Source organism: Vibrio cholerae ATCC 14035, from assembly GCF_000621645.1.
In the GTDB taxonomy this organism is placed as follows: Bacteria; Pseudomonadota; Gammaproteobacteria; order Enterobacterales; family Vibrionaceae; genus Vibrio; species Vibrio cholerae.
Genome location: NZ_JHXR01000019.1, coordinates 1 through 26,355 on the forward strand (window position 1 = coordinate 1; position 26,355 = coordinate 26,355).

A 26,355-nucleotide genomic window follows, 5' to 3' on the forward strand; every position below is an offset into this window, starting at 1 on the left:
GCATTACTCACCCGTCCGCCGCTCGCCACCCAAGGAACAAGTTCCTCTGTGCTGCCGCTCGACTTGCATGTGTTAGGCCTGCCGCCAGCGTTCAATCTGAGCCATGATCAAACTCTTCAATTAAAAGTTTTTTGAAGCTTTCGCTTCGGCTCAATGAATACTGATTACATTCTTTGCTTAATTAAAAAGCGAAGTAATGTTGAATTGACTGTGCTGAATGATTGCTCATTCAAATGGTCACTCAGTTCATTGATAAATCTTTTTGATTATCATCAACGAGTGCCCACACAGATTGATTGGTTTATATTGTTAAAGAGCGTTCTTCTTTGCAGTCTGCTTCAGAATAGGCGGCCATTTTAGCGAGATAAACTGTTGTGTCAAACACTTTTTTCAGTTTATTTTCGTTGGCGATTTCGCGACCTAAAACACCGAGCTGAATCACTGCTAACGCTTACTGCGTCTGCCGTATCAGTGAGGGCGGATTATAGAGAACCTAGTTATATTGGCAAGTACTTTTTAGAAGTTTTTTAAAGTTTTCGAGCACTTGGTGATGTTTTAGGCAGAACAGGCTATTTGTTAATGATTAAGCCATCTACTATACCTACCACTTGCTTATAAAAGGGTGAAATGATGAGTTCAATTCGTAGCTACAAAGGCATAGTGCCCAAGCTTGGTGAAGGGGTTTATGTAGATAGCAGTGCTGTGCTTGTGGGTGATATAGAACTGGGCGACGATGCCAGTATTTGGCCTTTAGTGGCAGCACGGGGCGATGTTAACCATATTCGGATTGGTAAACGCACCAATATTCAAGATGGTTCGGTACTGCATGTCACTCACAAAAATGCCGAAAACCCGAATGGGTATCCGTTATGCATTGGGGATGATGTGACCATTGGCCATAAGGTTATGCTGCACGGCTGCACCATTCATGATCGAGTTCTCGTCGGCATGGGGTCTATCGTGTTAGACGGGGCGGTGATTGAAAATGATGTCATGATCGGTGCGGGAAGTTTAGTTCCGCCCGGGAAAAGGCTCGAAAGTGGCTTTCTGTACATGGGTAGCCCGGTCAAGCAAGCACGTCCTCTCAGTGATAAGGAGCGTGCTTTTCTCGTTAAATCGTCCAGTAATTATGTTCAGAGTAAGAATGACTATCTGAATGACGTTAAAACCGTTCGCGAGTGATCTCAATTTGGCCTAGAGAGTTAAACATTTCGTTTTCAATCGCCTGTTCGGCGAGTTCCTCTAGGTCAAAACGCCACTCACTGAAGGCCGTCATCACGTGTTGCGATTCTGCTAAAGCTTCACCTGAGAGCTCTTGTAGAACTTGTCGCGCCACAAGACATTCGATTAATGCTCCGTTTTGCTGAGCAAAAAATACAACAGCTTGTTTTGCCTCATCCCAATGCTGTAAATCGGGAAACAAGATGGATTGGTTCATAGCGCACCTTCTAGATTTTTACGCAGTTCACGCAAAATTTGTTTCGTGCCCGGACGTAAACCACGCCATAGCATAAAACTTTCAGCCGCTTGTCCCACTAACATGCCTAAGCCATCGATCGCTTGCGCGCAGCCATGTTGTCGCGCCCATTGATTAAACACGGTATAGCCTTTGCCATACATCATGTCATAGCAGACGGAGCGAGATGAAAAGATCACCGGATCAATCGCAGGCAATTCGCCATCGAGACTGGCAGAGGTCGAGTTGATGATCACATCATAACTTTGTTTAAGCTGTTCGAACGCTTGCGCCTTTACCTCACCATAAGCGGCCACAAGCTCAGCCAACTGCTCCGCTTTCGCAAAGGTACGATTCGTGACGGTAATAGAGGCCGGCTGCTGATCTAATAACGGCTTGAGCACGCCACGCGCCGCACCACCAGCACCAATCAACAAAATCGTCGCGCCTTTCAGTAGCACTTGCTGCGCGAGTAGATCTTGCACTAAGCCTTCACCATCGGTGTTGTCTCCGAGTATTTCGCCATCATCCAGCTTTTTTAACGTGTTTACCGCACCGGCTAAACGCGCGCGCTCCGTTAAGCGATCGGCAAAGCGGTACGCCTCCTCTTTAAATGGCACGGTAACATTACAACCTCGTCCACCTTGCGCAAAAAAATGTTTCGCCGCCTCAGTAAACCCATCCACTGGCACGCACTGTGCGGTATAGATCATGGACTGCTGAGTTTGTCGTGCAAACAGCGTATGAATAAAAGGGGATTTACTGTGATTAATGGGGTTACCAAAAACGGCATACTGATCGATTTGAGAAGCCATATCCTTGCCTAAACAATCAAAAGGGTCACTTGCGCGACCCTATCACTCAGAACCTTGCCTGTCACCATTCACGAGGCACTAAAAACTCGCTTAGCTTGGCTTCTGGCGTTCCTGCTTGCGGTTGATATGCGTATTCCCAACGCGCTAAGGGAGGCATCGACATCAAGATTGATTCGGTACGCCCACCGGTTTGAAGGCCAAACAGCGTGCCGCGATCCAACACCAAGTTAAATTCAACGTATCGACCGCGACGATAGAGTTGAAATTGGCGCTCGCGCTCTGTAAAGGGCGTGTTTTTGCGTTTTTCGACAATCGGCACATAAGCTTGGGTATAACCTTCGCCGACCGCCTGCATATAAGCGAAACATTGCTCGAATGACCATTCATTGAGATCATCAAAAAACAATCCGCCGATGCCGCGTGTTTCATTGCGGTGTGGTAAGTAGAAATAGCGATCACACCATGCTTTATGTTCGTTATAGATTTCTGACCCAAAAGGGGCGCAGATATTTTTAGCAGTTTGATGCCAGTGCTGGCCATCCTCAACAAAGGGATAAAACGGCGTAAGGTCAAAACCACCACCAAACCACCAGATCGGAGCTTCGCCCTCTTTTTCAGCAATAAAAAAGCGCACATTGGCATGAGAGGTCGGAACATACGGATTTTTCGGGTGCATGACCAGAGAAACGCCCATGGCTTCAAAGCGGCGACCTGCCAATTCTGGACGATGGGCCGTCGCAGAGGCAGGCATCTGCTCACCAAATACATGGGAAAAGTTCACGCCACCCTGTTCGAAAACAGCGCCCTCACGCATGACTCGCGTACGGCCACCACCACCCAGTTTCTCACCCGGTTCACGCTGCCACGCATCTTCAATAAATTGCGCTTGGCCATCTGTGGCTTCCAATTGTTGGCAAATCTTATCTTGTAGCTGCAGTAAAAAGTGCTTCACTGCTTGTTTATCGACTATCGACTCCACATTCTCTCCTGCGCAGGGTTATCCCTGTCTTAACACTTGTAAGCTGCGAGCATCACGAATTTCGCTCGGTCCATGACGGCCACTGGTCTTCCCTTCTACTACCACAGCAATCTGATTGCCTAGCTGAACCATGACTTCTTGTTGAGTTACGCACGCGGGCTGGCCACTTAGATTAGCACTGGTTGACGTCAGTGGCTTCCCAAAGGCGAGACATAACTTCTGAACGACCGGATGATCCGAAACACGCACGGCAACGGTATCAAACTGACCACGAACCCAGCTTGGCGTATCACCGCTGGCTGGCATGACCCAAGTCAGTGGCGCGGGCCATGAAGCCAGCACTTGTGTCAGTTGCTCTGCGGTTAATTGCGTTTCATCGACATAAGGGCGCAACTGCGCATAGCTAGCGGCAATTAAGATCACCCCTTTTTCCACGGGGCGCTGCTTGATCGCCAATAAGCGCAGCATAGCGGTTTGGTTATCCGGATCACACCCCAAACCAAACACCCCTTCGGTTGGATAGGCAATAACGCAACCTTTGCGCAGCGCATCCACCGCCTGTTGTAGATTCTCCACCAGAGCCACTCCTCTTTCATTTGTGCTCAGTGTACAAATCGTGGAGCAATTGACCAGTTCTTCTCATCAACCAGAAAAAGCAAACGTTTGCTTGAGAAAAAAATCCCCGTATAATGCGCCGCAAGCGGGCTTGCTTGTCCGATAAATAACACTGAAGGAGTTTGAGATGACAGTCGGTATTATCATGGGTTCCAAGTCAGACTGGCCAACCATGAAACACGCAGCAGAGATGCTTGACCAGTTTGGTGTGGCTTACGAGACTAAAGTGGTTTCTGCGCACCGAACTCCTCATCTTTTGGCCGACTATGCCTCTAGCGCCAAAGAACGCGGTTTACAAGTGATCATCGCTGGAGCGGGCGGCGCTGCGCATCTTCCCGGAATGACCGCCGCATTCACTAGCTTGCCAGTGTTAGGCGTGCCCGTTCAATCTCGCGCTCTGTCTGGGCTCGACTCGTTATACTCCATTGTGCAGATGCCAAAAGGCATTGCGGTGGGTACGCTCGCCATTGGTGAAGCTGGTGCCGCTAATGCAGGATTACTTGCCGCACAAATCATCGGCATTCATAACCCAGAAGTGATGAGTAAAGTGGAAGCTTTCCGCGCTAAGCAGACTCAATCTGTGTTGGATAACCCAAATCCGGCTGAGGAGTAACAGATGCGTGTGTTGGTTCTCGGCGCTGGTCAGCTGGCGCGCATGATGTCGCTCGCCGGAGCACCGCTCAATATTGAAACGATCGCTTTTGATGTGGGTAGCGAAAACATTGTGCACCCCTTAACGCAAACTGTGCTTGGGCATGGATTGGAGCAAGCGATTGAACAAGTCGATGTGATCACCGCTGAGTTTGAACACATTCCGCATCCGATCCTCGATCTCTGTGCACGCAGTGGCAAACTTTACCCAAGCGCTGAAGCTATCAAAGCTGGCGGCGATCGTCGTTTAGAAAAAGCCTTGCTGGATCGCGCCCAAGTGGCGAATGCACGTTATACGATGATCCGCAGCCGAGACGACCTAACCTCAGCCATCGCCGAGATTGGATTGCCTATGGTGCTGAAAAGTGCACTCGGAGGCTACGATGGAAAAGGCCAATGGCGCTTGAAAGAACCAACGCAGATCGAATCGGTTTGGCAAGAACTTGCGCAATATCTGGCAGCCAACCCCGAACAAGCAATTGTGGCAGAAGAATTTGTCGCTTTTGATCGCGAAGTGTCACTGGTCGGTGCACGTAACCTAGTCGGCGATGTTGTGGTGTATCCTTTAGCGGAGAACGTTCATACCCAAGGTGTGTTGAGCCTTTCTACCGCCATTGATGCTCCTGCGCTACAAACTCAAGCGAAAGCCATGTTTAAAGCGGTAGCCGAGCAGCTCAATTATGTCGGTGTATTAGCGCTGGAGTTTTTTGAAGTACAAGGCCAGTTACTGGTCAATGAAATTGCACCACGAGTTCATAACTCCGGTCACTGGACTCAGCAAGGTGCGGAAACCTGTCAGTTCGAAAACCACTTACGCGCAGTGTGTGGCTTACCGCTGGGTAGCACCAAACTGGTTCGTGAGACCGCGATGATTAATATTCTTGGTGAAGATCAGCTGCCCGCAGAAGTATTGGCACTGGAAGGCTGCCACGTACATTGGTACGGCAAGGCCAAGCGCTCAGGACGCAAGATGGGGCATATCAATGTGACCGCCGATTACAGTGGTGAGTTGCAACGCAAATTATGCCAATTAGCGACTGTGTTAGATGAAAAGGCTTTTCCTGCCGTACACGCCGTAGCAAAGGAAATTCAGCCTTAATCCATACCCCACTAATGCAATAAAGCCGCGTCTAACGCGGCTTTAACTTTGTATGCGATGAGCATGATGAAGCTAGCATTCCTGAATATGCCCACATTGACGATTAGCGCATTGATAGCGCATGCCTGCTGCACTTTTCTTTTCCACCATCACCGTAAAGCCACACTGAGCACAAGCCTGAGCAATCGGTTTACTATTTAAAGCAAACTTACACTTAGGATACGCATCACACGCATAAAACAGTTTACCGAAGCGAGATTTGCGTTCGATAAGGTGGCCTTTGCCGCATTCCGGGCAAAGGATATCTGGCGATGTTTCCTCTTGCGAAGGGGAATCCATCGACTCGATATGGTGGCACTGCGGGTAGTGGCTACAGCCAATAAACATCCCGTAACGACCTTGGCGCAGCACCAGTTCATGTCCACATTCAGGGCAAGGCACACCGAGTTCTTTGATGATATGCCCATCATTTTGATGCAGAGGTTTGATGTAGTCACACTCTGGGTATGCAGTGCAACCTAAAAAAGGACCATGTTTGCCGTGGCGCAGTTGTAATGCTGCGCCACATTGCGGACAAGGGGAAGATTGCAGCGCATGCTCATGAGCGGCAAACAGTTGCGGGTCAATTTTACGACTCATAGACACATCACACGCTTAATGCAAAATGCCTTGTTCTTTGCTGTACAGCAGCTCTTCCATCACTGTGTAAGCATTTTCATTACCCGGGACATTGAACAGCACCATCAGGATGATCCATTTCAGGTCATCAAGCTCAAACTCATCGGTTTCTAATCCCATGACACGGTCGATCACCATTTCACGAGTTTCTGGGGTCAGCACATTGATGTGTTCAAGAAACAGCAGGAAACCACGCGATTCGAGATCCAGTCGTTCAATCTCTTCCGGCGCGTAAATACGCATTGAAGTGGGTGCACTTTTCGCAATTGCAGTTTGTGCATCGGTTTGTTGCAAAGCCGCCAGCTCTTCCAACCAGTGGAGGGCCTTGTAGATGTCTTTTTGGTGAAACCCAGCACGCAGCAGTTCATCTTCCAGCTGGTCCTGATCCACTTGCAAATCTGCATCGCTATGGACGTAGGTTTCGAACAGATACATCAAAATATCCATCATCATAGCTAGCCTCTCCCCTTTCTAATATAGCCACCAGGTACTGCAACCACATGCCCAAGGAGCTCAAGCTCCAAGAGCTGCATCATGATATCTTGCACCGGTATCTGGGTCCGGCTTGCGAGAATATCAATAGGTGTAGCTTCTATTCCTACGTTAGCTAACAGCTCGGGAAATGGCAATTCTTCATCGCTCTGTACAGCAGAAAAAAGTGTTGCTTGATAAGGAACTTGTTCAGAGAGTGACCAAGTCAGCGCATTTTTGAGCTCTTGATGAATTTGTTGCACACTTTGCACCAAACAAGCGCCTTGGCGAATCAATTGGTTGCTACCTTGGCTGGCGGCATTAAAAATTGATCCGGGAACCACAAAGACCTCACGCCCTTGCTCAGCCGCGTAGCGTGCAGTGATGAGTGAGCCGCTTTTCTCCGCAGCTTCTACCACCACAACACCGAGCGATAAGCCGCTGATAATTCGGTTACGGCGCGGAAAGTGATCGGCTTTAGGCGGTGTGTGAGGGGCAAACTCAGAAACCAAGGCCCCTTGGGCGATGATTCGCTCCGCTAACCCTTGATGCTGTTTGGGGTAAACCTGCGCCAGCCCTGAACCTAATACTGCTACGGTTTGCCCTTGTGCTTGCAAAGCGCCATCGTGCGCATAGCCATCAATACCAAGCGCTAAACCACTGGTGACCACTAAACCTGACTGCGCGAGCTCAGTGGCAAACTGGCGAGCGATCTGCCGCCCATCAACACTGGCATTGCGGCTACCGACGATAGCCACCGCAGGGTCATGCACCGCTTCCCATATTCCTTCAATAAACAGGACGGGAGGCGATGAGTTAATCTCTTTCAATAAACGAGGGTAAAGCGGGCAATGAGGAGTGACGATATAGCGGTTATTGGCTGCTGATCGCCATTGCAAACACTGCTCGGCTTGTTTAGCCGCTTGAGTGGTTAAAAACACCAGTTGTTCGGGCTTAAGCCCGCAGGCCAACCATTGCTTAGGCGTAAAACTTTGCAACTGGGCTGGCAAACGGGTCGCAAGCAGGTGAGAAATGGTTTTGCTGCCTAGTTTAGGAGTAAAACAGAGCGCCAACCATGCCGCTAAATCCTGATCTTTCATTAACTGGCATCATCAACCAAATCGATTTGTTCAGACAATTGCACTACATCTGGCTGCTCGGTTTGAGGCTCTGCCTGCGGAGACAGTGCGTGCACTTCAGCACTGATCGGTGCCGAACTGTTAGTAATCAGTGCCAAGCTAAAACGCTCATAAGGGCGAATCACCATCAAAGCGCCCACTTTTACACTTGGTAACTGTACGTCCGTGTTCGAACGCTCAGACAGGAAAGTAGACGAATCTTGCTTAGCTTTGACTTGGACTGCGGCTTGATACAGTTCAAACATACTGCCTTGCGCGACGCCATCACTGCGGCCTTGGTCAATCACCACCACTTGATTCTGTCCGGCGTATTGACTCCCTTCAAGCGAACCCAGAATGCGAGCTTCACTCCCTGCAGGCGCTGGCTGCGGATAGAAGGTTGTCGACAGTTGGCGCTCCTCAAGATCGACTTCTGGCAAAGCAATATCATTGGCTAAAATCTCTTGATTTTGCTCTAGCAAGCTTAGTCCACTAAAGTTGCCCCCAGTCATCGCCAATTCACCCACCGCCACTAAACGCAGCGCCACCATGACTTCATCATCACGTTGATACTGTGCTACCTCGCGATAAATCCCCCACTTTTTCTCGCTGTGTACACCGGAGATGTAAAGCTGATCTTGCTTGGTGAGATATTGACGCCCCTCACTGGAGCCAATCACACGCACGCTACCTTGCAAGGCGGTTTTCGCCATCAAACGGTCAGATTGTAAATAAGGCAGCACCAAGCCTTCTTGCACAGTCGGAACAGCTTGTTTCTCCAACACACGCACTTGCGGGCTCAGTTTGCGCATCGGTTTTAGACTGAGTACGGGTTGCCCATCACGCCAAAACAGCGTCAATTTATCACCGGGGTAGATCAAATGTGGGTTATCAATTTCTGGGTTCACTTGCCAAAGTCTTGGCCACAGCCATGGACTGTCGAGATACAAAGCGGAAATATCCCACAAGGTGTCACCTTTCACCACGGTATAGGTGGTCGGTGCATTTGGTTTGAGTGCCAGCGGCGTTTGCTCATCGGCGGTCACCTGTCCACTGAGCAGAGTGAAAGGCAATAAAGCGTAGGTAATATAACGGGTTAATCGTGCCATGACCTTGCTTCCTTGGTCGAAAAAATGACTGGGTTTCGGAGAAATCACGTCCGGATGCTGTCATTTGGGTCATAAAATGTCTAGAATTGAGCCAACACGCATTAAGCTGTTTCGGCACAGTTCAACATTTCGAGTGTATATGTCTGTATTGCAAGTATTAACATTCCCAGATGATCGACTGCGTACCGTTGCGAAACCGGTCGAACAAGTCACCCCAGAAATCCAACAAATCGTCGATGATATGTTGGAAACCATGTATGCCGAAGAAGGCATCGGTTTAGCGGCGACCCAAGTCGATATTCACCAACGTATCGTGGTGATCGATATTTCTGAAACTCGCGATCAGCCTATGGTGTTGATTAACCCAGAGATCATCGAAAAGCGCGGTGAAGATGGCATTGAAGAAGGCTGTTTGTCCGTCCCGGGTGCGCGGGCTTTAGTGCCTCGCGCCGCAGAAGTGACCGTAAAAGCGCTGGATCGCAATGGTCAAGAGTACCAGTTTGATGCAGATGACCTACTGGCTATCTGTGTACAGCACGAACTCGATCACCTCGCGGGCAAACTGTTTGTTGACTATCTGTCACCACTCAAACGCAACCGCATCAAAGAGAAGCTAGAGAAAATCAAACGCTTCAATGAGAAAAAATAAATTACTGTGAGGTAACCTTGAGCCAATCACTACGTATTGTCTTTGCAGGTACTCCGGATTTCGCCGCCCGTCACTTGGCGGCGTTATTGTCTTCGGAGCATGAGATTATTGCGGTCTACACCCAACCGGAGCGCCCAGCGGGGCGCGGCAAAAAACTCACCGCCAGCCCAGTCAAAACCCTTGCACTTGAGCACAACGTTCCGGTTTATCAGCCAGAGAACTTTAAATCAGACGAGTCTAAACAACAGCTTGCCGCACTCAACGCCGATTTAATGGTGGTCGTGGCTTACGGCTTGCTACTGCCTAAAGTAGTTTTGGATACACCTAAACTTGGCTGTATTAATGTGCACGGTTCGATTCTGCCGCGTTGGCGGGGTGCTGCGCCGATCCAGCGTTCCATTTGGGCGGGTGATAGCGAAACTGGCGTCACCATCATGCAGATGGATGTCGGCCTTGATACGGGCGATATGCTGAAAATCGCGACGCTGCCGATTGAAGCGAGCGACACCAGTGCCTCGATGTACGACAAACTGGCAGAACTTGGTCCACAAGCGCTGCTCGAGTGCTTACAAGATATCGCTCAAGGCACAGCGGTTGCGGTCAAACAAGATGATGGATTGGCGAACTACGCGCATAAACTCAGCAAAGAAGAAGCGCGTATTAACTGGAGTGATGCAGCGACACATATTGAGCGCTGTATTCGTGCCTTTAATCCTTGGCCGATGAGCCATTTTGAAGTAGCAGAAAACAGCATTAAGGTTTGGCAAGCGCGTGTTGAAACACGAGCAGTAACTCAAACTCCGGGTACCATTATCCAAGCAGATAAGAGCGGGATTTACGTGGCAACCGGGCAAGATGTACTAGTGCTCGAAAGCCTGCAAATTCCGGGCAAGAAAGCCTTGCCAGTACAAGATATTCTCAATGCGCGTGCCGACTGGTTTAGTGTCGGTTCCCAACTCAGTTAATCCTGAACCCTAGCCTATGGATGGCTAGGGTTTGGCTTTTTGTTTAGGTTTTATTATGAATGTTCGCGCCGCTGCTGCGTCGGCTCTTTACCAAGTGGTTGATTTAGGGCACTCACTGTCCAATGCTTTGCCTGCGGCTCAGCAGCAAATTCGCCCACGTGATCACGCCCTGCTGCAAGAGATCTGCTATGGCGTTTTGCGCCAATTGCCGCGTTTGGAATCCATCAGCCAAGCTCTGATGGGAAAACCGTTGAAAGGCAAACAACGCGTATTCCACTTCCTGATCCTCGTCGGCTTATACCAACTGAGCTTTATGCGCATTCCCGCACATGCTGCGGTAGGGGAAACCGTCGAAGGCGCGCAAGATTTGAAAGGCCCTCGTCTGCGCGGCTTGATCAATGCGGTGCTGCGTAACTATCAGCGTGACCAAGAAGGCTTAGATGCTCAAGCCACCAGCCATGACGCAGGGCGCTACGGCCATCCGGGCTGGTTATTGAAATTGCTCAAAGAGAGCTACCCAGAGCAGTGGCAACAAATTGTTGAAGCCAACAACAGCAAAGCGCCGATGTGGCTACGCGTCAATCATCAACACCATACTCGTGCTGAGTATCAAGCCCTGCTCGAACAAGCTGGCATCGTCACTACGCCTCATGCGCAAGCCGAAGATGCGCTGTGCTTAGAAACGCCTTGCGATGTACACCAACTGCCGGGTTTCGCTGAAGGTTGGGTTTCAGTACAAGATGCCGCTGCGCAGTTAGCACTGACTTACCTTGCACCGCAAGCAGGAGAGCTGATTTTAGATTGCTGCGCTGCCCCTGGTGGCAAAACTGCGCACATCTTGGAGCGCACACCAGAGAGCCAAGTCGTTGCGATTGATTGTGATGAAACTCGCCTCAAACGCGTGCGAGAAAACCTGCAGCGTTTAGAGCTCACTGCGCAAGTGATTTGTGGCGATGCGCGTTACCCGCAACAGTGGTGGCAAGGCGAACAGTTTGATCGCATCTTGCTGGATGCACCTTGCTCGGCGACCGGCGTGATTCGCCGCCATCCCGACATCAAATGGCTGCGCCGCGCAGACGATATCGCGGCATTAGCCGAGCTACAGCGCGAAATTTTGGATGCGATGTGGCAACAACTCAAACCCGGTGGTAGTTTGGTGTACGCAACGTGCTCGATCACACCACAAGAAAACCGCCTACAGGTCAAAGCGTTCCTTGAACGCACGCCAGATGCGCGCTTAGTGGGTTCCGATCCCGCGCAGCCCGGCCGCCAAATCCTTCCCGGAGAGGAAGCGATGGACGGTTTCTATTACGCCGTATTAAGCAAACAACACTGATTCGGTCAACCAAGGTGAGCCACAACTCACCTTGGGCGTGAGCAAACAAAGAGAACAAGTTATGAAAATCATCATTCTTGGTGCAGGACAAGTCGGCGGTACGCTCGCTGAAAACTTGGTAGGCGAAAACAACGACATTACTGTGGTCGATAAAAACGCTGACCGACTGCGCGATTTACAAGATAAATATGATTTGCGTGTAGTCAATGGTCACGCCAGCCACCCTGATGTGCTGCGCGAAGCTGGCGCACAAGATGCTGACATGCTGGTCGCGGTCACCAATACCGATGAAACCAACATGGCCGCTTGTCAGGTCGCCTTTACTCTGTTTAACACGCCCAACCGGATTGCGCGTATCCGCTCTCCACAATATCTCGCTGAAAAAGAAGCGCTGTTTCAATCTGGCGCGGTCCCGGTCGATCACCTGATTGCACCGGAAGAACTGGTCACCAGCTATATCGAGCGCTTGATCCAGTATCCGGGCGCGCTGCAAGTGGTGAGTTTCGCCGAAGAAAAAGTCAGCTTGGTGGCCGTTAAAGCGTATTACGGTGGTCCACTGGTTGGTAACGCCCTTTCTGCCCTACGCGATCACATGCCGCACATCGATACTCGCGTGGCAGCGATTTTCCGTCAGGGACGCCCAATTCGTCCGCAAGGCACCACCATTATTGAAGCGGATGATGAAGTGTTTTTCGTCGCCGCGAGTAACCATATTCGCTCGGTGATGAGTGAGTTGCAGCGCCTTGAAAAACCGTATCGTCGGATCATGATTGTCGGCGGCGGTAACATAGGTGCCAGCCTCGCTAAACGCCTAGAGCAAACTTACAGCGTTAAGCTGATTGAACATAATTACCAACGTGCGGAACAGTTATCTGAACAGTTGGAAAATACCATCGTCTTTTGTGGAGATGCCGCGGACCAAGAGCTGCTGTCGGAAGAGAATATCGATCAGGTCGATGTGTTTATCGCCCTCACCAATGAAGATGAAACCAACATCATGTCGGCCATGCTTGCCAAACGCATGGGAGCCAAGAAAGCCATGGTGCTTATCCAACGCAGCGGCTATGTCGATTTAGTCCAAGGCGGTGTGATTGATGTAGCGATCTCCCCGCAGCAAGCGACCATTTCTGCGCTACTCACTCACGTGCGCCGCGCCGATATTGTCAACGTCTCTTCATTACGCCGTGGAGCGGCAGAAGCCATTGAAGCGATTGCCCATGGCGATGAATCAACCTCTAAGGTAGTAGGACGAGCGGTGGGCGATATTAAACTGCCTCCGGGCACGACAATTGGCGCTATTGTGCGGGGCGAAGAAGTGCTGATTGCCCATGACCGCACTGTCATCGAGCAAGACGATCACGTCGTCATGTTCTTGGTCGATAAAAAATATGTGCCCGACGTGGAAACGCTATTCCAGCCGAGCCCATTCTTCTTGTAAAGGTTGGCGCTATGCTCAACTTACGCCCAATTACGTTTATCATCGGGCTAGTGCTGTCTAAGCTAGCCCTATTCATGTACGTGCCGACTCTAGTGGCATTTTTTACTGGCAGCGGCGGTTTTCTCGATTTCGCGCAAGCCGTCATCATTACCCATCTGGTGGCGTTTCTCTGCTTAAGTATCGGTCGCACTGAACATTTTCGGCTCAACGTACGTGATATGTTCCTGATCACCAGCTTGGTATGGACGATTGCCAGCGCATTTGCTGCTCTGCCTTTTGTGTTTATTAACCACATCAGCTTTACCGATGCCTATTTTGAAACCATGTCCGGCCTTACCACCACAGGCTCCACGGTACTCAGTGGCTTAGATGATATGCCGCCCAGTATTTTGTTGTGGCGCTCCATTTTGCAATGGTTAGGTGGCGTGGGCTTTATCGTGATGGCGGTAGCGGTGTTGCCGATGCTCAATGTTGGGGGGATGAAGCTGTTCCAAACCGAATCGTCTGATTGGTCGGATAAAAGCAGCCCGCGCGCGAAAACCGTCGCGAAAAACATTGTGGCGGTGTATCTGGTTTTGACTGGGCTCTGTTTTTTGAGCTATATCGCCACAGGTATGACGCCGTTTGAAGCGATTAATCACGCCTTTACCACGCTTTCCACCGGCGGCTACTCGACCAGTGATAGCTCGATGAACCGCTTCTCACACGGCGCGCACTGGGTTGGCACACTCTTTATGTTTCTTGGTGGCCTGCCATTTTTACTGTTTGTGCAGGCTCTGCGCAAACAGAGTGCACGAGCCCTACTCAAAGATGAGCAGGTACGCGGCTTCTTCTGGCTCTTTATGATCTCCAGTTTGCTGGTCGCAGGTTGGTTGTGGCTCAAAAACGATTACGCGATATTGGATGCGCTGCGAGTTTCGATGTTTAACATTGTCTCCGTCGTCACAACCACGGGCTATGGTCTGGATGATTTCACCGCGTGGGGCGCGCTCCCCTCAACCATTTTTGCCTTCCTATTGATGGCCGGCGCTTGCTCGGGTTCTACCTCTGGCGGAATTAAGGTCTTTCGTTTCCAAATCGCGATGGCACTGCTCAAAAAGCAACTGCTGAACCTCATCCACCCTTCTGGCATTTTTATCCAGCGCTATAACAAGCGCCCGGTCAATGAAGAGATCATCCGCTCCGTAGTCGCCTTTGGCTTGACGTTTTTCATCACTATCGTGGTACTGGCTGGCGCGTTATCGGCAATGGGATTGGATTCGGTGACCAGTATCTCTGGCGCGGTCACTGCCGTGGCTAACGTGGGTCCAGGTATGGGCAGCATCATTGGCCCAACGGGTAACTTTGCCCCTCTACCGGATGCCGCCAAATGGCTCTTGAGCTTTGGAATGTTGATGGGACGTTTAGAAATTCTGACGATTTTGGTGCTCTTTTTCCCTGCATTCTGGCGTCATTAAAAGGAAACATAATGAAAAAACTCATATTGGTAGCCAGCATAGTGAGCTTATCCACTTGGGCAAGCGAAACCTTACAGCTCAAGGATGGCCGCTATATTCAGCTCAACGATGACTTTACTTGGCAGTATGTACCACAAGAGACTCAGCCCCAGCAGACAAGCGAGCTGGCTCCTCTCGTGCTCGCTGCACCGGTGATCGCTCAACCGACATTGAGTGGTGTGACAATCACTGTGGGTGATCATCGCCCTGTTTTGCAACTCAGTGATTCAGGCGTCGATGTGGTACTGAGCGCTCCGCGCTATGAGCATGGCCAGCTCAAGCTGAGCAGTGCCATCACCAACCAGAGTAGTCAGTCAGTGATTGCGGTTCGTCTCGCGATTCGAGTACAGGATGCACAAGGCGTGTGGAGTGAAGAACAGGAAGTGACGATTTGGCAGTCGATCAAACGAATGGCGGAAACCTATTTACGCCCGCGCACTTCAGTGGAAGGCAAACCACTGGAGTTAAACCTCGCAGAGCAGAGTCAGTACACACTACACGCTACCATCAAACAGATTGAAACGCGCTAAATGCGCGTTTCCTCTTTTACCCATCTTATCCGTCAAAGCTAAATCGGCTCGACATACAGATAAATGGCTAAGAAATGGCATGCGCATCCCGCCAGCACAAAAGCGTGCCAAATGGCATGGTTGTAAGGGATCCGTTTGGCGACGTAGAAAATCACCCCGAGTGAATAGATAAGTCCACCTGCCGCCAGCAGAGTGAGCCCACCCACCTCAAGATGAATGGCAAGCTGGTAAATCACGATCAGCGAAAGCCAACCCATGGTCAGATACGTCACCAAAGAGAGCTTTTTGAAGCGGTAGACAAAAGCAATTTTCATCAGAATGCCAATAAGCGCGAGCGACCAGATCACTATCATCAAACCAACCGCCAGTGGTGTACGCAAACTGACCAGTAAAAATGGGGTATAACTGCCCGCAATCAGTAAATAAATAGCACAGTGATCAAAGGTTTTTAGCCAACGCTTTGCACGCTGATAAGGGATAGCGTGGTACAGCGTAGAAGCCAAAAATAGCGCAATCATACTGCCGCCATAAATGCTCATGCTGGTAATAGTCAATGCATCGGCTTGCTGATCCACCGCTTTGACCAACAGCAGCACTAAACCAACTATCCCTAAGATAAGGCCAACGCCATGACTTATCGCATTGGCCACTTCTTCTTTAAAGCCATAACTGTTCGACATACTCACTCAATCCGAGTCTGAAACTTGGCTTTAGTATCGCACATTGAGCTTACAGGTGTTAGCTAAAATTTCAGACCGCGTGATCAGCAGCTGCGATCAAGAAACGCCAACACTTGCTCCCCGGCTTCCTGTGGTGATGTGCGCGCAGGTAAAGTGAGATGTCGCTTGAGCTCACCGCGCCCTAGCAAGCTGGCCAACATGCCGGATGCGCCTCGTTGATAACGATCGACTTCAAACCAGAGCTGTAAGGCTTCAGGATCACGATAAGCCACGATTTCAACTTCACGCCAGCGACCTTGAAATGGCCCCGTGGTAGGGACAAATTCGAACTCTTGCACAAAAGGCAGTGCGAAGCCTTTGGCTTGCTCACACTCAACCTGACGTAAACGCAAACCTTGTGCTTCCAGCGCACTAAAAATACCATCCATCATCGGCTCAGGGCGCACGGTGAGAATGTCCTTATCGGTAGGATCCAGCGCTAACGCAATATCGAGTCCAGTCTCTAACCAAACTTTGGCATCCCCTATCGTCACTGGGGTATTCCAAGGGATGCTGAGTTCGATATCAAAATTACGCGTTTCACCCGCCTCAATCGTAAAGGCGTACGGTAAAGACCAGTTGGCTAAGGTGTAGGTATGAGGAACTCGGCGCATTGGCTGGCCTTGTTGCTGACCGCGCTCATCCGCCACTTCTGCAATATAACAGCAACAAAGTTTGAGCTCGATGTTATCAATGACTTGCGCTGTTGCACCGCCATAAACATGGATGATGACCTTAACGGATTGGCCGGGATAGAGCACTTCCTGCTGCAACACCGAATCGACTTTCGCAGAGCCAATCCCAAAACTGGCGAGGGTTTTCTTGATAAACGACATAGACACCTCCTGTTGTGAGAATTGCATAGTAAGGGCTAACCCTTGTCTCACTCAATCCACGCAGTTGAAAATAAATGTTACGCAAAATTGGTCAACTATCGATCATTTTAGTAACTGGTGCTACTCTATTTGCGATATGAACGCATATCATTATTCCTGTCTCATTGTTCGGATCGGCAATCGCCAAAAGAGTGAATCTCGGTTACGTCCTGTACTCAAGAGCCACTCATAATGAGCCAGGGTGTAGCATCGGCAATGGATATGCCTGACAGTTAGGTTATGTCATGCGCCCAACAACCGTCAGGTTTTCAAATACAAACCGTAGTGCAATGCGTCGCCGCAGTGGTTTTGCAGTGGCTCCCGTTGCGAAAAAAACAGCAACAGCCCCCACGCTGGTTGAAAGAAATGCGTTGACCGCATCCCCCGAAACCAAAGTGGTTCAGGCAGCTTAATTGAAAAGCGCAGTAAAACCTGCGCTTTTTTCTTGCCCGCGAATTGGTATTGCTCAGCGCTTTTGGTACCTTTAGCCACAAATCACTATAAAAATTGTGGAGAAAGTCATGAAATGTCATCGCGTAGAAGAACTACTGCAACTGCTTGAGCCTGAATGGCACAAAGATTCCGAGCTCAACTTGATTCAATTCTTACTTAAACTGGCTCAAGAAGCAGGTTACCAAGGTGCTCTCGAAGATCTGACCGATGATGTACTGATTTACCATCTCAAGATGCGTAACAGCGCAAAAGATGCGGTGATCCCAGGACTTAAAAAAGATTATGAAGATGATTTCAAAACCGCCATTTTACGTGCACGAGGCATCATCAAATAATTCTGCTGACAAATAATTCTGCTGATATACCCAAACAACTTGGAGTTGCAGGTAGGCGGCAAGTAAGTGAATCCCCATGAGCATAGGCAAACTATGTGATTGGGGTGAACGAGCGTAGCAAACACCGCTGCAGCTTCAAGTAGGAAAGGTATAACGTTCGGCAGCCCAGATCCAACCCCAAAATGAGCAAGCGGCGAAAGCCGCTTTTTTTATCAAGTCGTTAATAGGGTGAAGAATTGTAAGGAAATTTGTTGTTAAAGGTTGATTGCCTTAAAGAAATGAACGTTTGATTGACGCTATACTTACGGCCTAAAAAACCATCAGTCCCCTCTTACATCAGCCTTTAAGAGGGAATGAGCAATGTATTTGAGTGTGAACAAAAGAAATCACACCGAATGCCTGAAAAGGATAGTGTCATGAGTCAGGATAAAATCGATGTTAAAGATGTGACTCCCAAAGTGTTCAATCCCAAGACCCATAAAGGGCAAGGCGGGGATCGCTTTAACCCAAGTAATCGCATCTATGTTCGTGAAAGTAAAGGAACCTACCAGAAACTGCGCCGTTATGGTGGCTGGTTTCTGCTGCTGTTGTTTGGATTGGTTCCTTGGATCTCTTATGGCGATCGGCAAGCCATCTTGCTTGATATTGGCAACCAGCAATTTAACTTCTTCGGAACCACACTCTACCCGCAAGATCTGACCTTATTGGCGCTGCTGTTTATGATCGCCGCCTTCGGCCTGTTCTTTATCACTACCTTCTTAGGCCGTGTCTGGTGTGGTTATCTCTGCCCGCAAACCGTGTGGACATTTATGTACATCTGGTTTGAAGAAAAACTCGAAGGCAATGCCAACAAAAGACGTAAGCAAGACAACAGTCCGATGACGGCAGAACTCGTGGCGCGTAAAACCTTAAAGCACATCGCTTGGTTGGCGATTGCCTTAGTCACTGGTTTCACTTTTGTCGGCTACTTTGTGCCCATCCGCGCACTGGTGATCGACTTCTTTACTTTAAGTGCCGCGTTCTGGCCAGTGTTTTGGGTACTGTTTTTTGCCCTTTGTACTTACGGCAACGCAGGCTGGATGCGCTCAATCATGTGTATCCACATGTGCCCATATGCGCGCTTCCAATCCGCCATGTTCGATAAAGATACCTTTATTGTCGGCTATGATGTCGCGCGCGGCGAACAACGTGGGCCACGCTCTCGCAAAGCGGATCCCAAAGCGCTCGGTTTAGGCGACTGTATTGATTGCGATCTCTGCGTGCAAGTCTGCCCAACCGGTATCGATATTCGTGACGGCTTGCAGTATGAGTGCATCAACTGCGGGGCGTGTATTGATGCTTGTGACAACACCATGGAACGTATGGGCTACGCGAAAGGGCTGATCAGCTACACCACAGAACATCGCCTATCTGGCAAACACACCAAAGTGATGCGACCCAAACTGCTCGGTTATGGAGCGGTGTTCTTGGTCATGATTGGCTTGTTCTTTGCTCAAGTGGCCGCCGTGGATCCCGCGGGGTTAACCGTTCTTCGCGATCGCACTCAACTGTTTAGAACCAACAGCTCGGGCGAAATTGAAAACACTTACAACCTCAAAGTGATCAACAAAACCCAGCAGCCACAGACCTATCAGCTGTCGGTTAAAGGATTGGATCCAGTCTCTTGGTACGGCAAACAAAGTGTGGTTGTGCAACCGGGTGAAGTACTCAATCTCCCGATGACGCTCGGAGCCAAACCAGAAAATCTCAGCTCTGCGGTCACGACAATTCAGTTTATACTGCACGACGAAAGCCACCAATTTACCCTTGAAGTCGAGAGCCGATTTATTCAAAAGCTCTGACACTCACCAGTATGGTAAAGGGCTCAGTAATGAGCCCTTTTTATTCAATGACCCAAGCCACGTTTCATTTTGATGCTTTAACTCCCGATCTGATTTGGTACGCGCTGGAAAGTATCGGCATTCGTGCTGAGTCAGGCTTTTTGCCACTCAACAGCTATGAAAACCGCGTCTACCAGTTTACCGATGAAAAGCGTCGCCGCTTTGTGGTGAAATTTTATCGCCCACAACGTTGGACCGATGAGCAGATCCAAGAAGAGCATGATTTCGCGCTCGAACTGGAACAAGAAGAGATCCCTATAGTCCCGCCGCTGAGACTCAATGGCGCGACCCTACACCACTACCAAGGCTACCGTTTTGCCCTGTTTACCAGCATGGGCGGTCGCCAATACGAAGTGGATAATGAGGAACACTTAGAGTGGGTTGGCCGCTTTCTGGGGCGCATTCACAAAGTCGGAGCAAGTAAACCCTTTCTCCACCGCCCAACTCTGTCGCTGGATGAATACTTACATCAACCCAGACATACCTTGGAGTACAGTCACTGCATTCCTGCCCATTTGCAGCGGGTGTTTTTTCACGATCTCGATATTTTGATTGCTGAAATCAAGCAGCATTGGGTACCCACCCAGCCTCAGATCCGTCTGCACGGAGACTGCCACCCCGGCAATATTTTATGGCGCGATGGCCCGATGTTTGTCGATCTGGATGACGCACGCAACGGCCCTGCCATTCAAGATCTCTGGATGCTGTTGCATGGTGATCGCCAAGACAAACTGATCCAATTAGATATCGTTTTGGAAGGCTACCAAGAGTTTTGCGATTTTAATCCTCAACAATTGAAACTAATCGAGCCTTTACGTGGTCTACGCATGGTGCACTACATGGCATGGCTCGCCAAACGCTGGCAAGATCCGGCTTTTCCAATCGCATTTCCGTGGTTTAATGACGCGAAATACTGGGAGAATCAGATCCTCGCTTTTAAAGAGCAGATTGCCACTTTACAAGAACCCCCGTTATCATTGCAGCCGCAGTGGTAAGCCAACACAATAAATCCAATGGAGAAAGTCATGAAAAAGCTGTTTGCACTGGTTGCAACTCTGATGTTAAGCGTGTCAGCCTATGCGGCTCAATTTAAAGAAGGTGAACACTACCAAGTGTTAAAAACACCCGCCTCTTCTTCACCAGTCGTCAGTGAGTTTTTCTCATTCTACTGCCCGCACTGTAACACTTTCGAACCCATTATTGCTCAGTTGAAGCAGCAGTTGCCTGAAGGCGCGAAATTCCAGAAAAACCACGTCTCTTTCATGGGTGGTAACATGGGTCAAGCGATGAGCAAAGCGTACGCAACCATGATTGCTCTGGAAGTGGAAGATAAAATGGTACCTGTGATGTTTAACCGCATCCACACTCTGCGTAAACCACCGAAAGATGAACAAGAGCTGCGCCAAATCTTCCTAGATGAAGGAATTGATGCGGCGAAATTTGATGCGGCTTACAACGGCTTTGCCGTGGATTCTATGGTGCGCCGTTTCGATAAACAGTTCCAAGATAGCGGCCTAACCGGTGTACCTGCCGTTGTTGTTAACAACCGTTATTTGGTACAAGGTCAGTCCGTCAAATCCCTCGACGAATATTTTGACCTAGTGAACTACCTGCTGACGCTGAAGTAATCTCAACCCATGATTCGGTATTGAGAAAAAGACAAAGGGAGCCCATGGCTCCCTTCGCTTTATCACCCTCTCAGTGCTAATCGGCTTTGTAAATCTGCTCTAATCGCTGATCTTTACGCTGCCACACCTCGCTCAGCCAGAGCTGAAACTGACGCTTAAACTGCTTATCGTTGAAGTAATCACCTTGCACCTGTTCATCCACCGGTAGCAAATCAATGTGCACCACAATTCGCTGCATACGACCCATCAATAAATCACGAAACGGTTGTTGACGGTTATCCGGATAGGCCAAAGTCACATCAATAATATGCTCGAACTGCTCACCCATGGCGGCTAACGTGTAGGCAATACCACCGGTTTTCGGCTGCAATACATGCTGATATCCCACGCCGCTACGTTGCTGCTTCTGTGAATTAAAACGTGTCCCTTCCACATAATTCACGACAGTGGTAGGCACGGCGCGGAATTTTTCGCACGAACGGCGCGTCGTCGCTAAATCTTGGCCACGTTTGTGCGGATGGCGCAGCAGATACTCACGCGAATAGCGGCGCATAAACGGCATATCCAGCGCCCAACACGCCATACCAATGAAAGGCACATACAACAGTTGCTGCTTGAGGAAAAATTTCGGCATTGGAATGCGGTCTTTAAACACGCAGCACAGCACCACAATATCCGTCCAACTCAAGTGATTGGAAATCAGCAGATACCATCCCTGCTTAGTCAGGGTTTCACCGCCTTGAATATCCCATTCCACGCGGTTGGAAAGCTGCAAAACCCAAGCGTTCACACTCGCCCATGACCACATCACCCAATTCGCCGCTTGCGTGGCCTGCGCTTTCCATGCGGCTGACGGCAGCAAAAGTTTAATCAACGCAATCAAGCAGATCAGCAGCGAATGAAAGGCCGAATTTAACACCACCACGGTCACATTCAGCGTAAGGAGCAAGTAAGCCAACATAGTTCTCAGTTCAAAGATGAGTAAAAAAACAGCGTGTGATTATACAAACTTGTCATCGTAATGAAACATGAACTCTGCAGGTCAGAGTACTAGACGTTTTGCGCACTGAGCTGTTTGAGTAAGCGATCCATGGCTCGATAGCCCAACGCCTCGGCCAAATGTGGACGAGCGATCTGCGCTTCACCTTGCAAATCCGCTATGGTTCGCGCCACTTTAATGATGCGATGGTAAGCCCGAATTGATAAACCCAAGCGATGCAGCGCGCTTTCTAGAAATTCCGCATCCGCTTTAAGCAAAGGGCAATACTGTTCAATTTCTCGACTTTGCAGCAAAGCATTCACTTTGCCCGATCGCGCCAACATACGCTCACGCGCTACCCACACTCGCTGGCGCACAGCCGCCGTCGATTCACCACGATCGCCCCCATTGGCGAGCGTACCTTTGGGTAACGCTGGGATCTCAATCGACATATCAAAGCGATCCAACAAAGGGCCCGAAAGCCGACTCAAATAGCGCAAAATACTCTGCGGATTGGCACGCGCCTGACTGCCTTCGTAGTAGCCCGTGGGGCTTGGATTTAACGCGCCGACCAATTGAAAGCGTGCTGGAAAACGGGTTTTCCCCTGCGCGCGCGAAATCACGATCTCACCCGATTCCAGCGGTTCACGCAGTGAATCAAGCACTTTACGCTCAAACTCCGGCATTTCGTCCAAAAACAGTAGTCCATTATGGGCGAGAGAAATTTCACCGGGGCGCGGAATGGTGCCGCCCCCGACCAAAGCCGCCATTGAGCTTGAATGGTGCGGTGCACGAAAAGGGCGTAACTTCCAGTTATGTTGGTTAATCTCTTGCTGCGTAAGAGAGGCAATCGAAGCTGTTTCCATTGCCTCTTCATCACTCATTTCTGGCAGTAAATCGCACAGCCGTGAAGCGAGCATGGTTTTACCCGTCCCCGGAGGGCCGAGAAACAATAGGTTGTGATTGCCAGCCGCAGCGATTTCCAAAGCTCGTTTTCCCTGCTGCTGACCTATGATGTCTTGCAGATCGCGGGTCTGACTTACTTGTTGCACACTGGGCGAACTTTGAAACAAAGATAGAGTTTGCTGACCACACAAGTCTGCGCACACTTCGAGTAAGCTTTGCGCCGACTTATGCCGCTCAACCCCGACCAAAGCCGCCTGATCACCATTACTGTGCGGCACCACCAAACAGCGCTCCACTTGGTTAGCCGCGAGCGCGGCAGGCAAAACCCCTTTCACGCCACGAATTTCGCCCGATAGCGCCAATTCGCCGATAAATTCGTAACTTTCGAGCTTATTTCGCGCAATTTGATCCGAGGCCGCCAAAATGCCAAGTGCAATCGGCAAATCAAAACGTCCCCCCTCTTTGGGTAAATCGGCTGGCGCTAAATTGACCGTAATGCGCTTCGCTGGAAACTCAAAGCGAGAATTGATGATCGCGCTGCGCACCCGATCGCGCGACTCTTTTACTGTGGTTTCTGGCAATCCTACCAAGGTAAACCCCGGCATCCCGTTACTGATGTGAACCTCAACCGTGACCGGAGGTGCCTGCACGCCAATACTGGCGCGGCTATGAATGATCGCAAGTCCCATTGCTTCCCTTAGTATTTGATCAAAAAGCCTTCAGCGCCTGAATAAGTGGCGATAAAAAGCACAGAATGGGTTATATAGCGTGGTGAGATAAAACGGGAATGTGAAAAAAGAATGAGTTTTTGCTTGTCATGTAACGAAGATGTGTGTTAACACTAGAAGCGCAAACACATTGGTAAGATATTAGTTCAACCCTAAAAAACGACTTTACTATGAACTTGAACGCTCGCATCAACGCTCTAATTAACCTAATTATCGTGGTCATTCTAGTGACGACGCGGGGGCGAGTGGGCGAAAAATAAGTAACCAAATCCAAAAAAACCCCCGCACTGAAAAGTCCGGGGGTTTTTTTACAACTCAGACAGACTAAAAAAAGCACATTCTGAACAGGTTATACCCAAGCTCGGATAGATACAGGTCAGTACTTATCCGTTGGAATACCCCCAGAATACGCAGGAAGAATGGGAGCGGCACATGAAGTGCAAACACAACACACAGGAAGGCAGCGACACGTATTGTTGCCATAAGGAGGCACGATGACCGGAGCACAGTTAGTCGTTGCCGCATTGAAACAACAGGGCATCAAAACCGTTTTTGGTTACCCTGGCGGCGCTATCATGCCGATTTATGATGCGCTGTATGACGGAGGTGTTGAGCACATCCTCTGCCGCCATGAACAAGGTGCGGCGATGGCCGCGATTGGTATGGCGCGCTCAACGCAGAAAGTGGCGGTGTGCATGGCCACATCTGGCCCCGGCGCCACCAACTTGGTGACAGGTTTGGCGGATGCCTTTCTTGATTCGGTTCCGCTGGTCGCCATCACCGGCCAAGTGGCCAGCTCACACATCGGCACCGATGCGTTTCAAGAGATGGATGTGATCGGCATGTCGCTCTCTTGTACCAAGCACAGCTACTTAGTCACCGACATCAACGAGCTAGCACCCACGTTAGCCGAAGCGTTTGAGGTCGCGCAGACCGGTCGTCCCGGCCCCGTGCTGGTGGACATAGCCAAAGACGTACAGCTCGGCAAAGCGCCGATCTCCGCTTTGCCAAGCTTTACTCCACCCGCCATGCCACACGTGGATGCAACACATCTGGCGAATGCGCAAGCCTTACTTGCACAAAGCAAACGCCCTGTATTGTATGTGGGTGGAGGTGTACAACTGGCGAATGCCACAGACACAGTGCGTGAGTTTTTACGCCTCAATCCTATGCCTTCAGTGAGCACACTCAAAGGCTTGGGCACCATCGAGCGTCACGACCCACACTATCTTGGCATGCTCGGCATGCACGGCACCAAAGCGGCAAACTTAATCGTACAAGAGTGTGATTTGCTGATCGCGGTTGGTGCGCGTTTTGATGACCGCGTGACAGGCAAGCTCGATACCTTTGCGCCTCATGCCAAAGTGATTCATGTCGATATTGATGCCGCCGAGTTCAACAAACTGCGTCATGCCCATGCTGCACTGCGCGGTGATATCAACCTCATCCTGCCGCAGTTGGAACTGAGCCACGACATCTCCCCTTGGGTGCATCATAGTGAGAGCCTGCGTAGCGGGTTCAAATGGCGCTACGATCATCCGGGCGACAACATCTTCGCACCACTGCTGCTCAAGCAACTGTCGGACATGATGCCGGACTCTTCGATTGTCTCGACCGATGTCGGCCAACACCAAATGTGGGCCGCGCAGCACATTCAACCGCGCGCACCACAAAACTTCATCTCGTCCGCAGGCCTTGGCACCATGGGCTTTGGTTTACCGGCGGCAATGGGTGCTGCGGTTGCGCGTCCTGACGATCAATCGATCCTGATCAGTGGTGATGGTTCTTTCATGATGAACGTGCAAGAACTTGGCACACTCAAGCGTCGCCAGATCCCCGTCAAAATGGTGCTACTGGATAACCAACGTTTGGGCATGGTACGCCAATGGCAATCACTGTTCTTTGATGGTCGCCACAGCGAAACCATTTTGGATGACAACCCAGATTTCGTGATGCTGGCCAAAGCCTTCAACATCCCCGGCAAAACCATCAGCCGCAAAGAAGAAGTCGAACCTGCGCTGCGTGAAATGCTGGCCAGCAAAACCGCTTATCTGCTGCACGTGCTGATTGATGAAGAAGAGAACGTGTGGCCACTGGTGCCACCGGGCGCATCCAACACTGACATGCTTGAGAACACCTAAGGAGAGGCCACATGCAACGTTATCTACTCGATATTAAAGCGGACGATAAACCGGTGTTATTAGAGCGCGTATTGCGCGTAACGCGTCATCGTGGATTTGTCATCAAGCAAGTCGCGGCAACCCAAAATCATGCTAGCAAAATCGCCAGCGTTGAGATCATTGTCGACAGTGACAGACCGATCACGACCCTGACCAATCAAATTGAAAAACTGTGGGATGTGCGTACTGTGGAAGTCACAGCGATCAGAAATGACGAGCTGCCCAATAACAACTTACAACAAAAGATTTGCGCATAAGGAAGGCAAT

Annotated in this window: 28 protein-coding genes and 1 rRNA gene; 15 read left to right on the plus strand and 14 right to left on the minus strand. The window is 50.1% G+C overall.

The genetic code is table 11. The features are described from left to right. Both T411_RS0111515 and T411_RS1000000121105 read right to left on the minus strand, forming a co-directional pair. Positions 1 to 123: ribosomal RNA gene (locus T411_RS0111515) — 16S ribosomal RNA — on the minus strand; the annotation flags it as partial. 178 nt (positions 124 to 301) lie between these two features. Continuing rightward, the gene (locus T411_RS1000000121105; protein WP_000615344.1) at positions 302 to 442 is read right to left on the minus strand and encodes a hypothetical protein; all 141 of its coding nucleotides are present in this window, start codon (positions 440 to 442) and stop codon (positions 302 to 304) included. 188 nt (positions 443 to 630) lie between these two features. Here T411_RS1000000121105 and T411_RS0111525 point away from each other — a divergent pair, with 188 nt between their 5' ends. After that, positions 631 to 1,182: a gamma carbonic anhydrase family protein gene (locus tag T411_RS0111525; protein WP_000095101.1), complete on the plus strand. Its 552-nt coding sequence runs from the start codon at positions 631 to 633 to the stop codon at positions 1,180 to 1,182. Here T411_RS0111525 and T411_RS0111530 read toward each other — a convergent pair. The 4 genes from T411_RS0111530 to tsaC form a co-directional block, all read right to left on the minus strand. Continuing rightward, entirely contained in the window at positions 1,163 to 1,438 is a 276-nt protein-coding gene (locus T411_RS0111530; RefSeq protein ID WP_001076442.1) for a DUF1488 family protein, read from the minus strand. The genes T411_RS0111525 and T411_RS0111530 overlap by 20 nt on opposite strands. Further along, on the minus strand, positions 1,435 to 2,271 hold the full coding sequence (gene aroE / locus T411_RS0111535) for a shikimate dehydrogenase (RefSeq protein WP_000168154.1): 837 nt from the start codon (positions 2,269 to 2,271) through the stop codon (positions 1,435 to 1,437). Before aroE ends, T411_RS0111530 begins: the two co-directional genes overlap by 4 nt. A 61-nt stretch (positions 2,272 to 2,332) precedes the next feature. Further along, the gene (hemF, locus tag T411_RS0111540; RefSeq protein ID WP_000443976.1) at positions 2,333 to 3,250 is read right to left on the minus strand and encodes an oxygen-dependent coproporphyrinogen oxidase; all 918 of its coding nucleotides are present in this window, start codon (positions 3,248 to 3,250) and stop codon (positions 2,333 to 2,335) included. Positions 3,251 to 3,268: 18 nt separating this feature from the next. Next, positions 3,269 to 3,826 carry an L-threonylcarbamoyladenylate synthase type 1 TsaC gene (gene tsaC / locus T411_RS0111545; RefSeq protein WP_001911770.1) on the minus strand — a complete coding sequence of 186 codons (558 nt, stop codon included), beginning with the start codon at positions 3,824 to 3,826 and terminating at the stop codon, positions 3,269 to 3,271. A 166-nt stretch (positions 3,827 to 3,992) separates the two neighbouring features. On the opposite strand from tsaC, the gene purE reads away from it, so the two are divergent. After that, positions 3,993 to 4,478 carry a 5-(carboxyamino)imidazole ribonucleotide mutase gene (gene purE, locus T411_RS0111550; protein ID WP_000215768.1) on the plus strand — a complete coding sequence of 162 codons (486 nt, stop codon included), beginning with the start codon at positions 3,993 to 3,995 and terminating at the stop codon, positions 4,476 to 4,478. Positions 4,479 to 4,481: 3 nt separating this feature from the next. Continuing rightward, positions 4,482 to 5,615, plus strand: coding sequence for a 5-(carboxyamino)imidazole ribonucleotide synthase (locus T411_RS0111555; RefSeq protein WP_001265400.1), 1,134 nt, complete (start codon positions 4,482 to 4,484; stop codon positions 5,613 to 5,615). Between the two features lie 72 nt (positions 5,616 to 5,687). Here the strand turns inward: T411_RS0111555 and T411_RS0111560 are convergent, their stop codons facing one another. Genes T411_RS0111560 through T411_RS0111575 form a run of 4 tightly spaced genes read right to left on the minus strand, consistent with a single transcriptional unit; the run spans position 5,688 to position 8,991 of the window. Further along, positions 5,688 to 6,254 (minus strand): DNA topoisomerase family protein, encoded by a 567-nt coding sequence (locus tag T411_RS0111560; RefSeq protein WP_000087525.1) that lies wholly within the window; start codon positions 6,252 to 6,254, stop codon positions 5,688 to 5,690. Positions 6,255 to 6,269: 15 nt separating this feature from the next. Beyond that, complete coding sequence (locus tag T411_RS0111565; protein WP_000979769.1) at positions 6,270 to 6,746, minus strand: DUF494 family protein; 477 nt, start codon at positions 6,744 to 6,746, stop codon at positions 6,270 to 6,272. 2 nt (positions 6,747 to 6,748) lie between these two features. Continuing rightward, on the minus strand, positions 6,749 to 7,864 hold the full coding sequence (dprA, locus tag T411_RS0111570) for a DNA-processing protein DprA (protein ID WP_000654772.1): 1,116 nt from the start codon (positions 7,862 to 7,864) through the stop codon (positions 6,749 to 6,751). Then, positions 7,864 to 8,991 carry a LysM peptidoglycan-binding domain-containing protein gene (locus tag T411_RS0111575; protein ID WP_000113384.1) on the minus strand — a complete coding sequence of 376 codons (1,128 nt, stop codon included), beginning with the start codon at positions 8,989 to 8,991 and terminating at the stop codon, positions 7,864 to 7,866. Before T411_RS0111575 ends, dprA begins: the two co-directional genes overlap by 1 nt. A 139-nt stretch (positions 8,992 to 9,130) precedes the next feature. On the opposite strand from T411_RS0111575, the gene def reads away from it, so the two are divergent. The 6 genes from def to T411_RS0111605 all read left to right on the plus strand — a co-directional run bounded on the left by def (position 9,131) and on the right by T411_RS0111605 (position 15,405). After that, on the plus strand, positions 9,131 to 9,640 hold the full coding sequence (gene def / locus T411_RS0111580; protein ID WP_000115010.1) for a peptide deformylase: 510 nt from the start codon (positions 9,131 to 9,133) through the stop codon (positions 9,638 to 9,640). A 17-nt stretch (positions 9,641 to 9,657) separates the two neighbouring features. Beyond that, positions 9,658 to 10,605, plus strand: coding sequence for a methionyl-tRNA formyltransferase (gene fmt / locus T411_RS0111585; RefSeq protein WP_000083540.1), 948 nt, complete (start codon positions 9,658 to 9,660; stop codon positions 10,603 to 10,605). 55 nt (positions 10,606 to 10,660) lie between these two features. Further along, positions 10,661 to 11,941, plus strand: coding sequence for a 16S rRNA (cytosine(967)-C(5))-methyltransferase RsmB (gene rsmB / locus T411_RS0111590; protein ID WP_001102807.1), 1,281 nt, complete (start codon positions 10,661 to 10,663; stop codon positions 11,939 to 11,941). A 61-nt stretch (positions 11,942 to 12,002) separates the two neighbouring features. Beyond that, positions 12,003 to 13,379, plus strand: coding sequence for a Trk system potassium transporter TrkA (gene trkA, locus T411_RS0111595; RefSeq protein ID WP_000691366.1), 1,377 nt, complete (start codon positions 12,003 to 12,005; stop codon positions 13,377 to 13,379). An 11-nt stretch (positions 13,380 to 13,390) separates the two neighbouring features. Next, complete coding sequence (locus T411_RS0111600; protein WP_000933527.1) at positions 13,391 to 14,836, plus strand: TrkH family potassium uptake protein; 1,446 nt, start codon at positions 13,391 to 13,393, stop codon at positions 14,834 to 14,836. A gap of 11 nt (positions 14,837 to 14,847) precedes the next feature. After that, positions 14,848 to 15,405 carry a DUF3157 family protein gene (locus T411_RS0111605; protein WP_000733640.1) on the plus strand — a complete coding sequence of 186 codons (558 nt, stop codon included), beginning with the start codon at positions 14,848 to 14,850 and terminating at the stop codon, positions 15,403 to 15,405. A gap of 38 nt (positions 15,406 to 15,443) precedes the next feature. On the opposite strand, the gene trhA is transcribed toward T411_RS0111605, so the two are convergent. After that, positions 15,444 to 16,085, minus strand: a complete 642-nt coding sequence (trhA, locus tag T411_RS0111610) for a PAQR family membrane homeostasis protein TrhA (RefSeq protein ID WP_000072082.1) — start codon at positions 16,083 to 16,085, stop codon at positions 15,444 to 15,446. An 83-nt stretch (positions 16,086 to 16,168) separates the two neighbouring features. Next, complete coding sequence (locus T411_RS0111615) at positions 16,169 to 16,960, minus strand: sporulation protein (RefSeq protein ID WP_000008126.1); 792 nt, start codon at positions 16,958 to 16,960, stop codon at positions 16,169 to 16,171. A 560-nt stretch (positions 16,961 to 17,520) separates the two neighbouring features. On the opposite strand from T411_RS0111615, the gene T411_RS0111625 reads away from it, so the two are divergent. The 4 genes from T411_RS0111625 (at position 17,521) to T411_RS0111640 (ending at position 21,295) form a co-directional block, all read left to right on the plus strand. Then, positions 17,521 to 17,787 (plus strand): YihD family protein, encoded by a 267-nt coding sequence (locus tag T411_RS0111625; RefSeq protein ID WP_000649654.1) that lies wholly within the window; start codon positions 17,521 to 17,523, stop codon positions 17,785 to 17,787. Positions 17,788 to 18,203: 416 nt separating this feature from the next. Continuing rightward, a complete protein-coding gene (ccoG, locus tag T411_RS0111630; protein ID WP_000076153.1) occupies positions 18,204 to 19,628 on the plus strand; it encodes a cytochrome c oxidase accessory protein CcoG in 1,425 nt (474 codons plus the stop codon). Positions 19,629 to 19,675: 47 nt separating this feature from the next. Beyond that, positions 19,676 to 20,662: a serine/threonine protein kinase gene (locus T411_RS0111635; protein ID WP_000189625.1), complete on the plus strand. Its 987-nt coding sequence runs from the start codon at positions 19,676 to 19,678 to the stop codon at positions 20,660 to 20,662. A gap of 30 nt (positions 20,663 to 20,692) precedes the next feature. Next, positions 20,693 to 21,295, plus strand: a complete 603-nt coding sequence (locus T411_RS0111640; protein ID WP_000732282.1) for a thiol:disulfide interchange protein DsbA/DsbL — start codon at positions 20,693 to 20,695, stop codon at positions 21,293 to 21,295. 76 nt (positions 21,296 to 21,371) lie between these two features. On the opposite strand, the gene T411_RS0111645 is transcribed toward T411_RS0111640, so the two are convergent. Beyond that, entirely contained in the window at positions 21,372 to 22,256 is an 885-nt protein-coding gene (locus T411_RS0111645; protein ID WP_000881906.1) for a 1-acylglycerol-3-phosphate O-acyltransferase, YihG family, read from the minus strand. Positions 22,257 to 22,345: 89 nt separating this feature from the next. Next, positions 22,346 to 23,869, minus strand: a complete 1,524-nt coding sequence (locus tag T411_RS0111650) for a YifB family Mg chelatase-like AAA ATPase (RefSeq protein ID WP_000521788.1) — start codon at positions 23,867 to 23,869, stop codon at positions 22,346 to 22,348. Between the two features lie 533 nt (positions 23,870 to 24,402). Between T411_RS0111650 and ilvG the strand changes: the two genes are divergently transcribed. Next, complete coding sequence (ilvG, locus tag T411_RS0111655) at positions 24,403 to 26,049, plus strand: acetolactate synthase 2 catalytic subunit (RefSeq protein ID WP_000145254.1); 1,647 nt, start codon at positions 24,403 to 24,405, stop codon at positions 26,047 to 26,049. Positions 26,050 to 26,060: 11 nt separating this feature from the next. Then, entirely contained in the window at positions 26,061 to 26,345 is a 285-nt protein-coding gene (gene ilvM, locus T411_RS0111660; RefSeq protein ID WP_001190200.1) for an acetolactate synthase 2 small subunit, read from the plus strand. Positions 26,346 to 26,355: the final 10 nt, after the last annotated feature.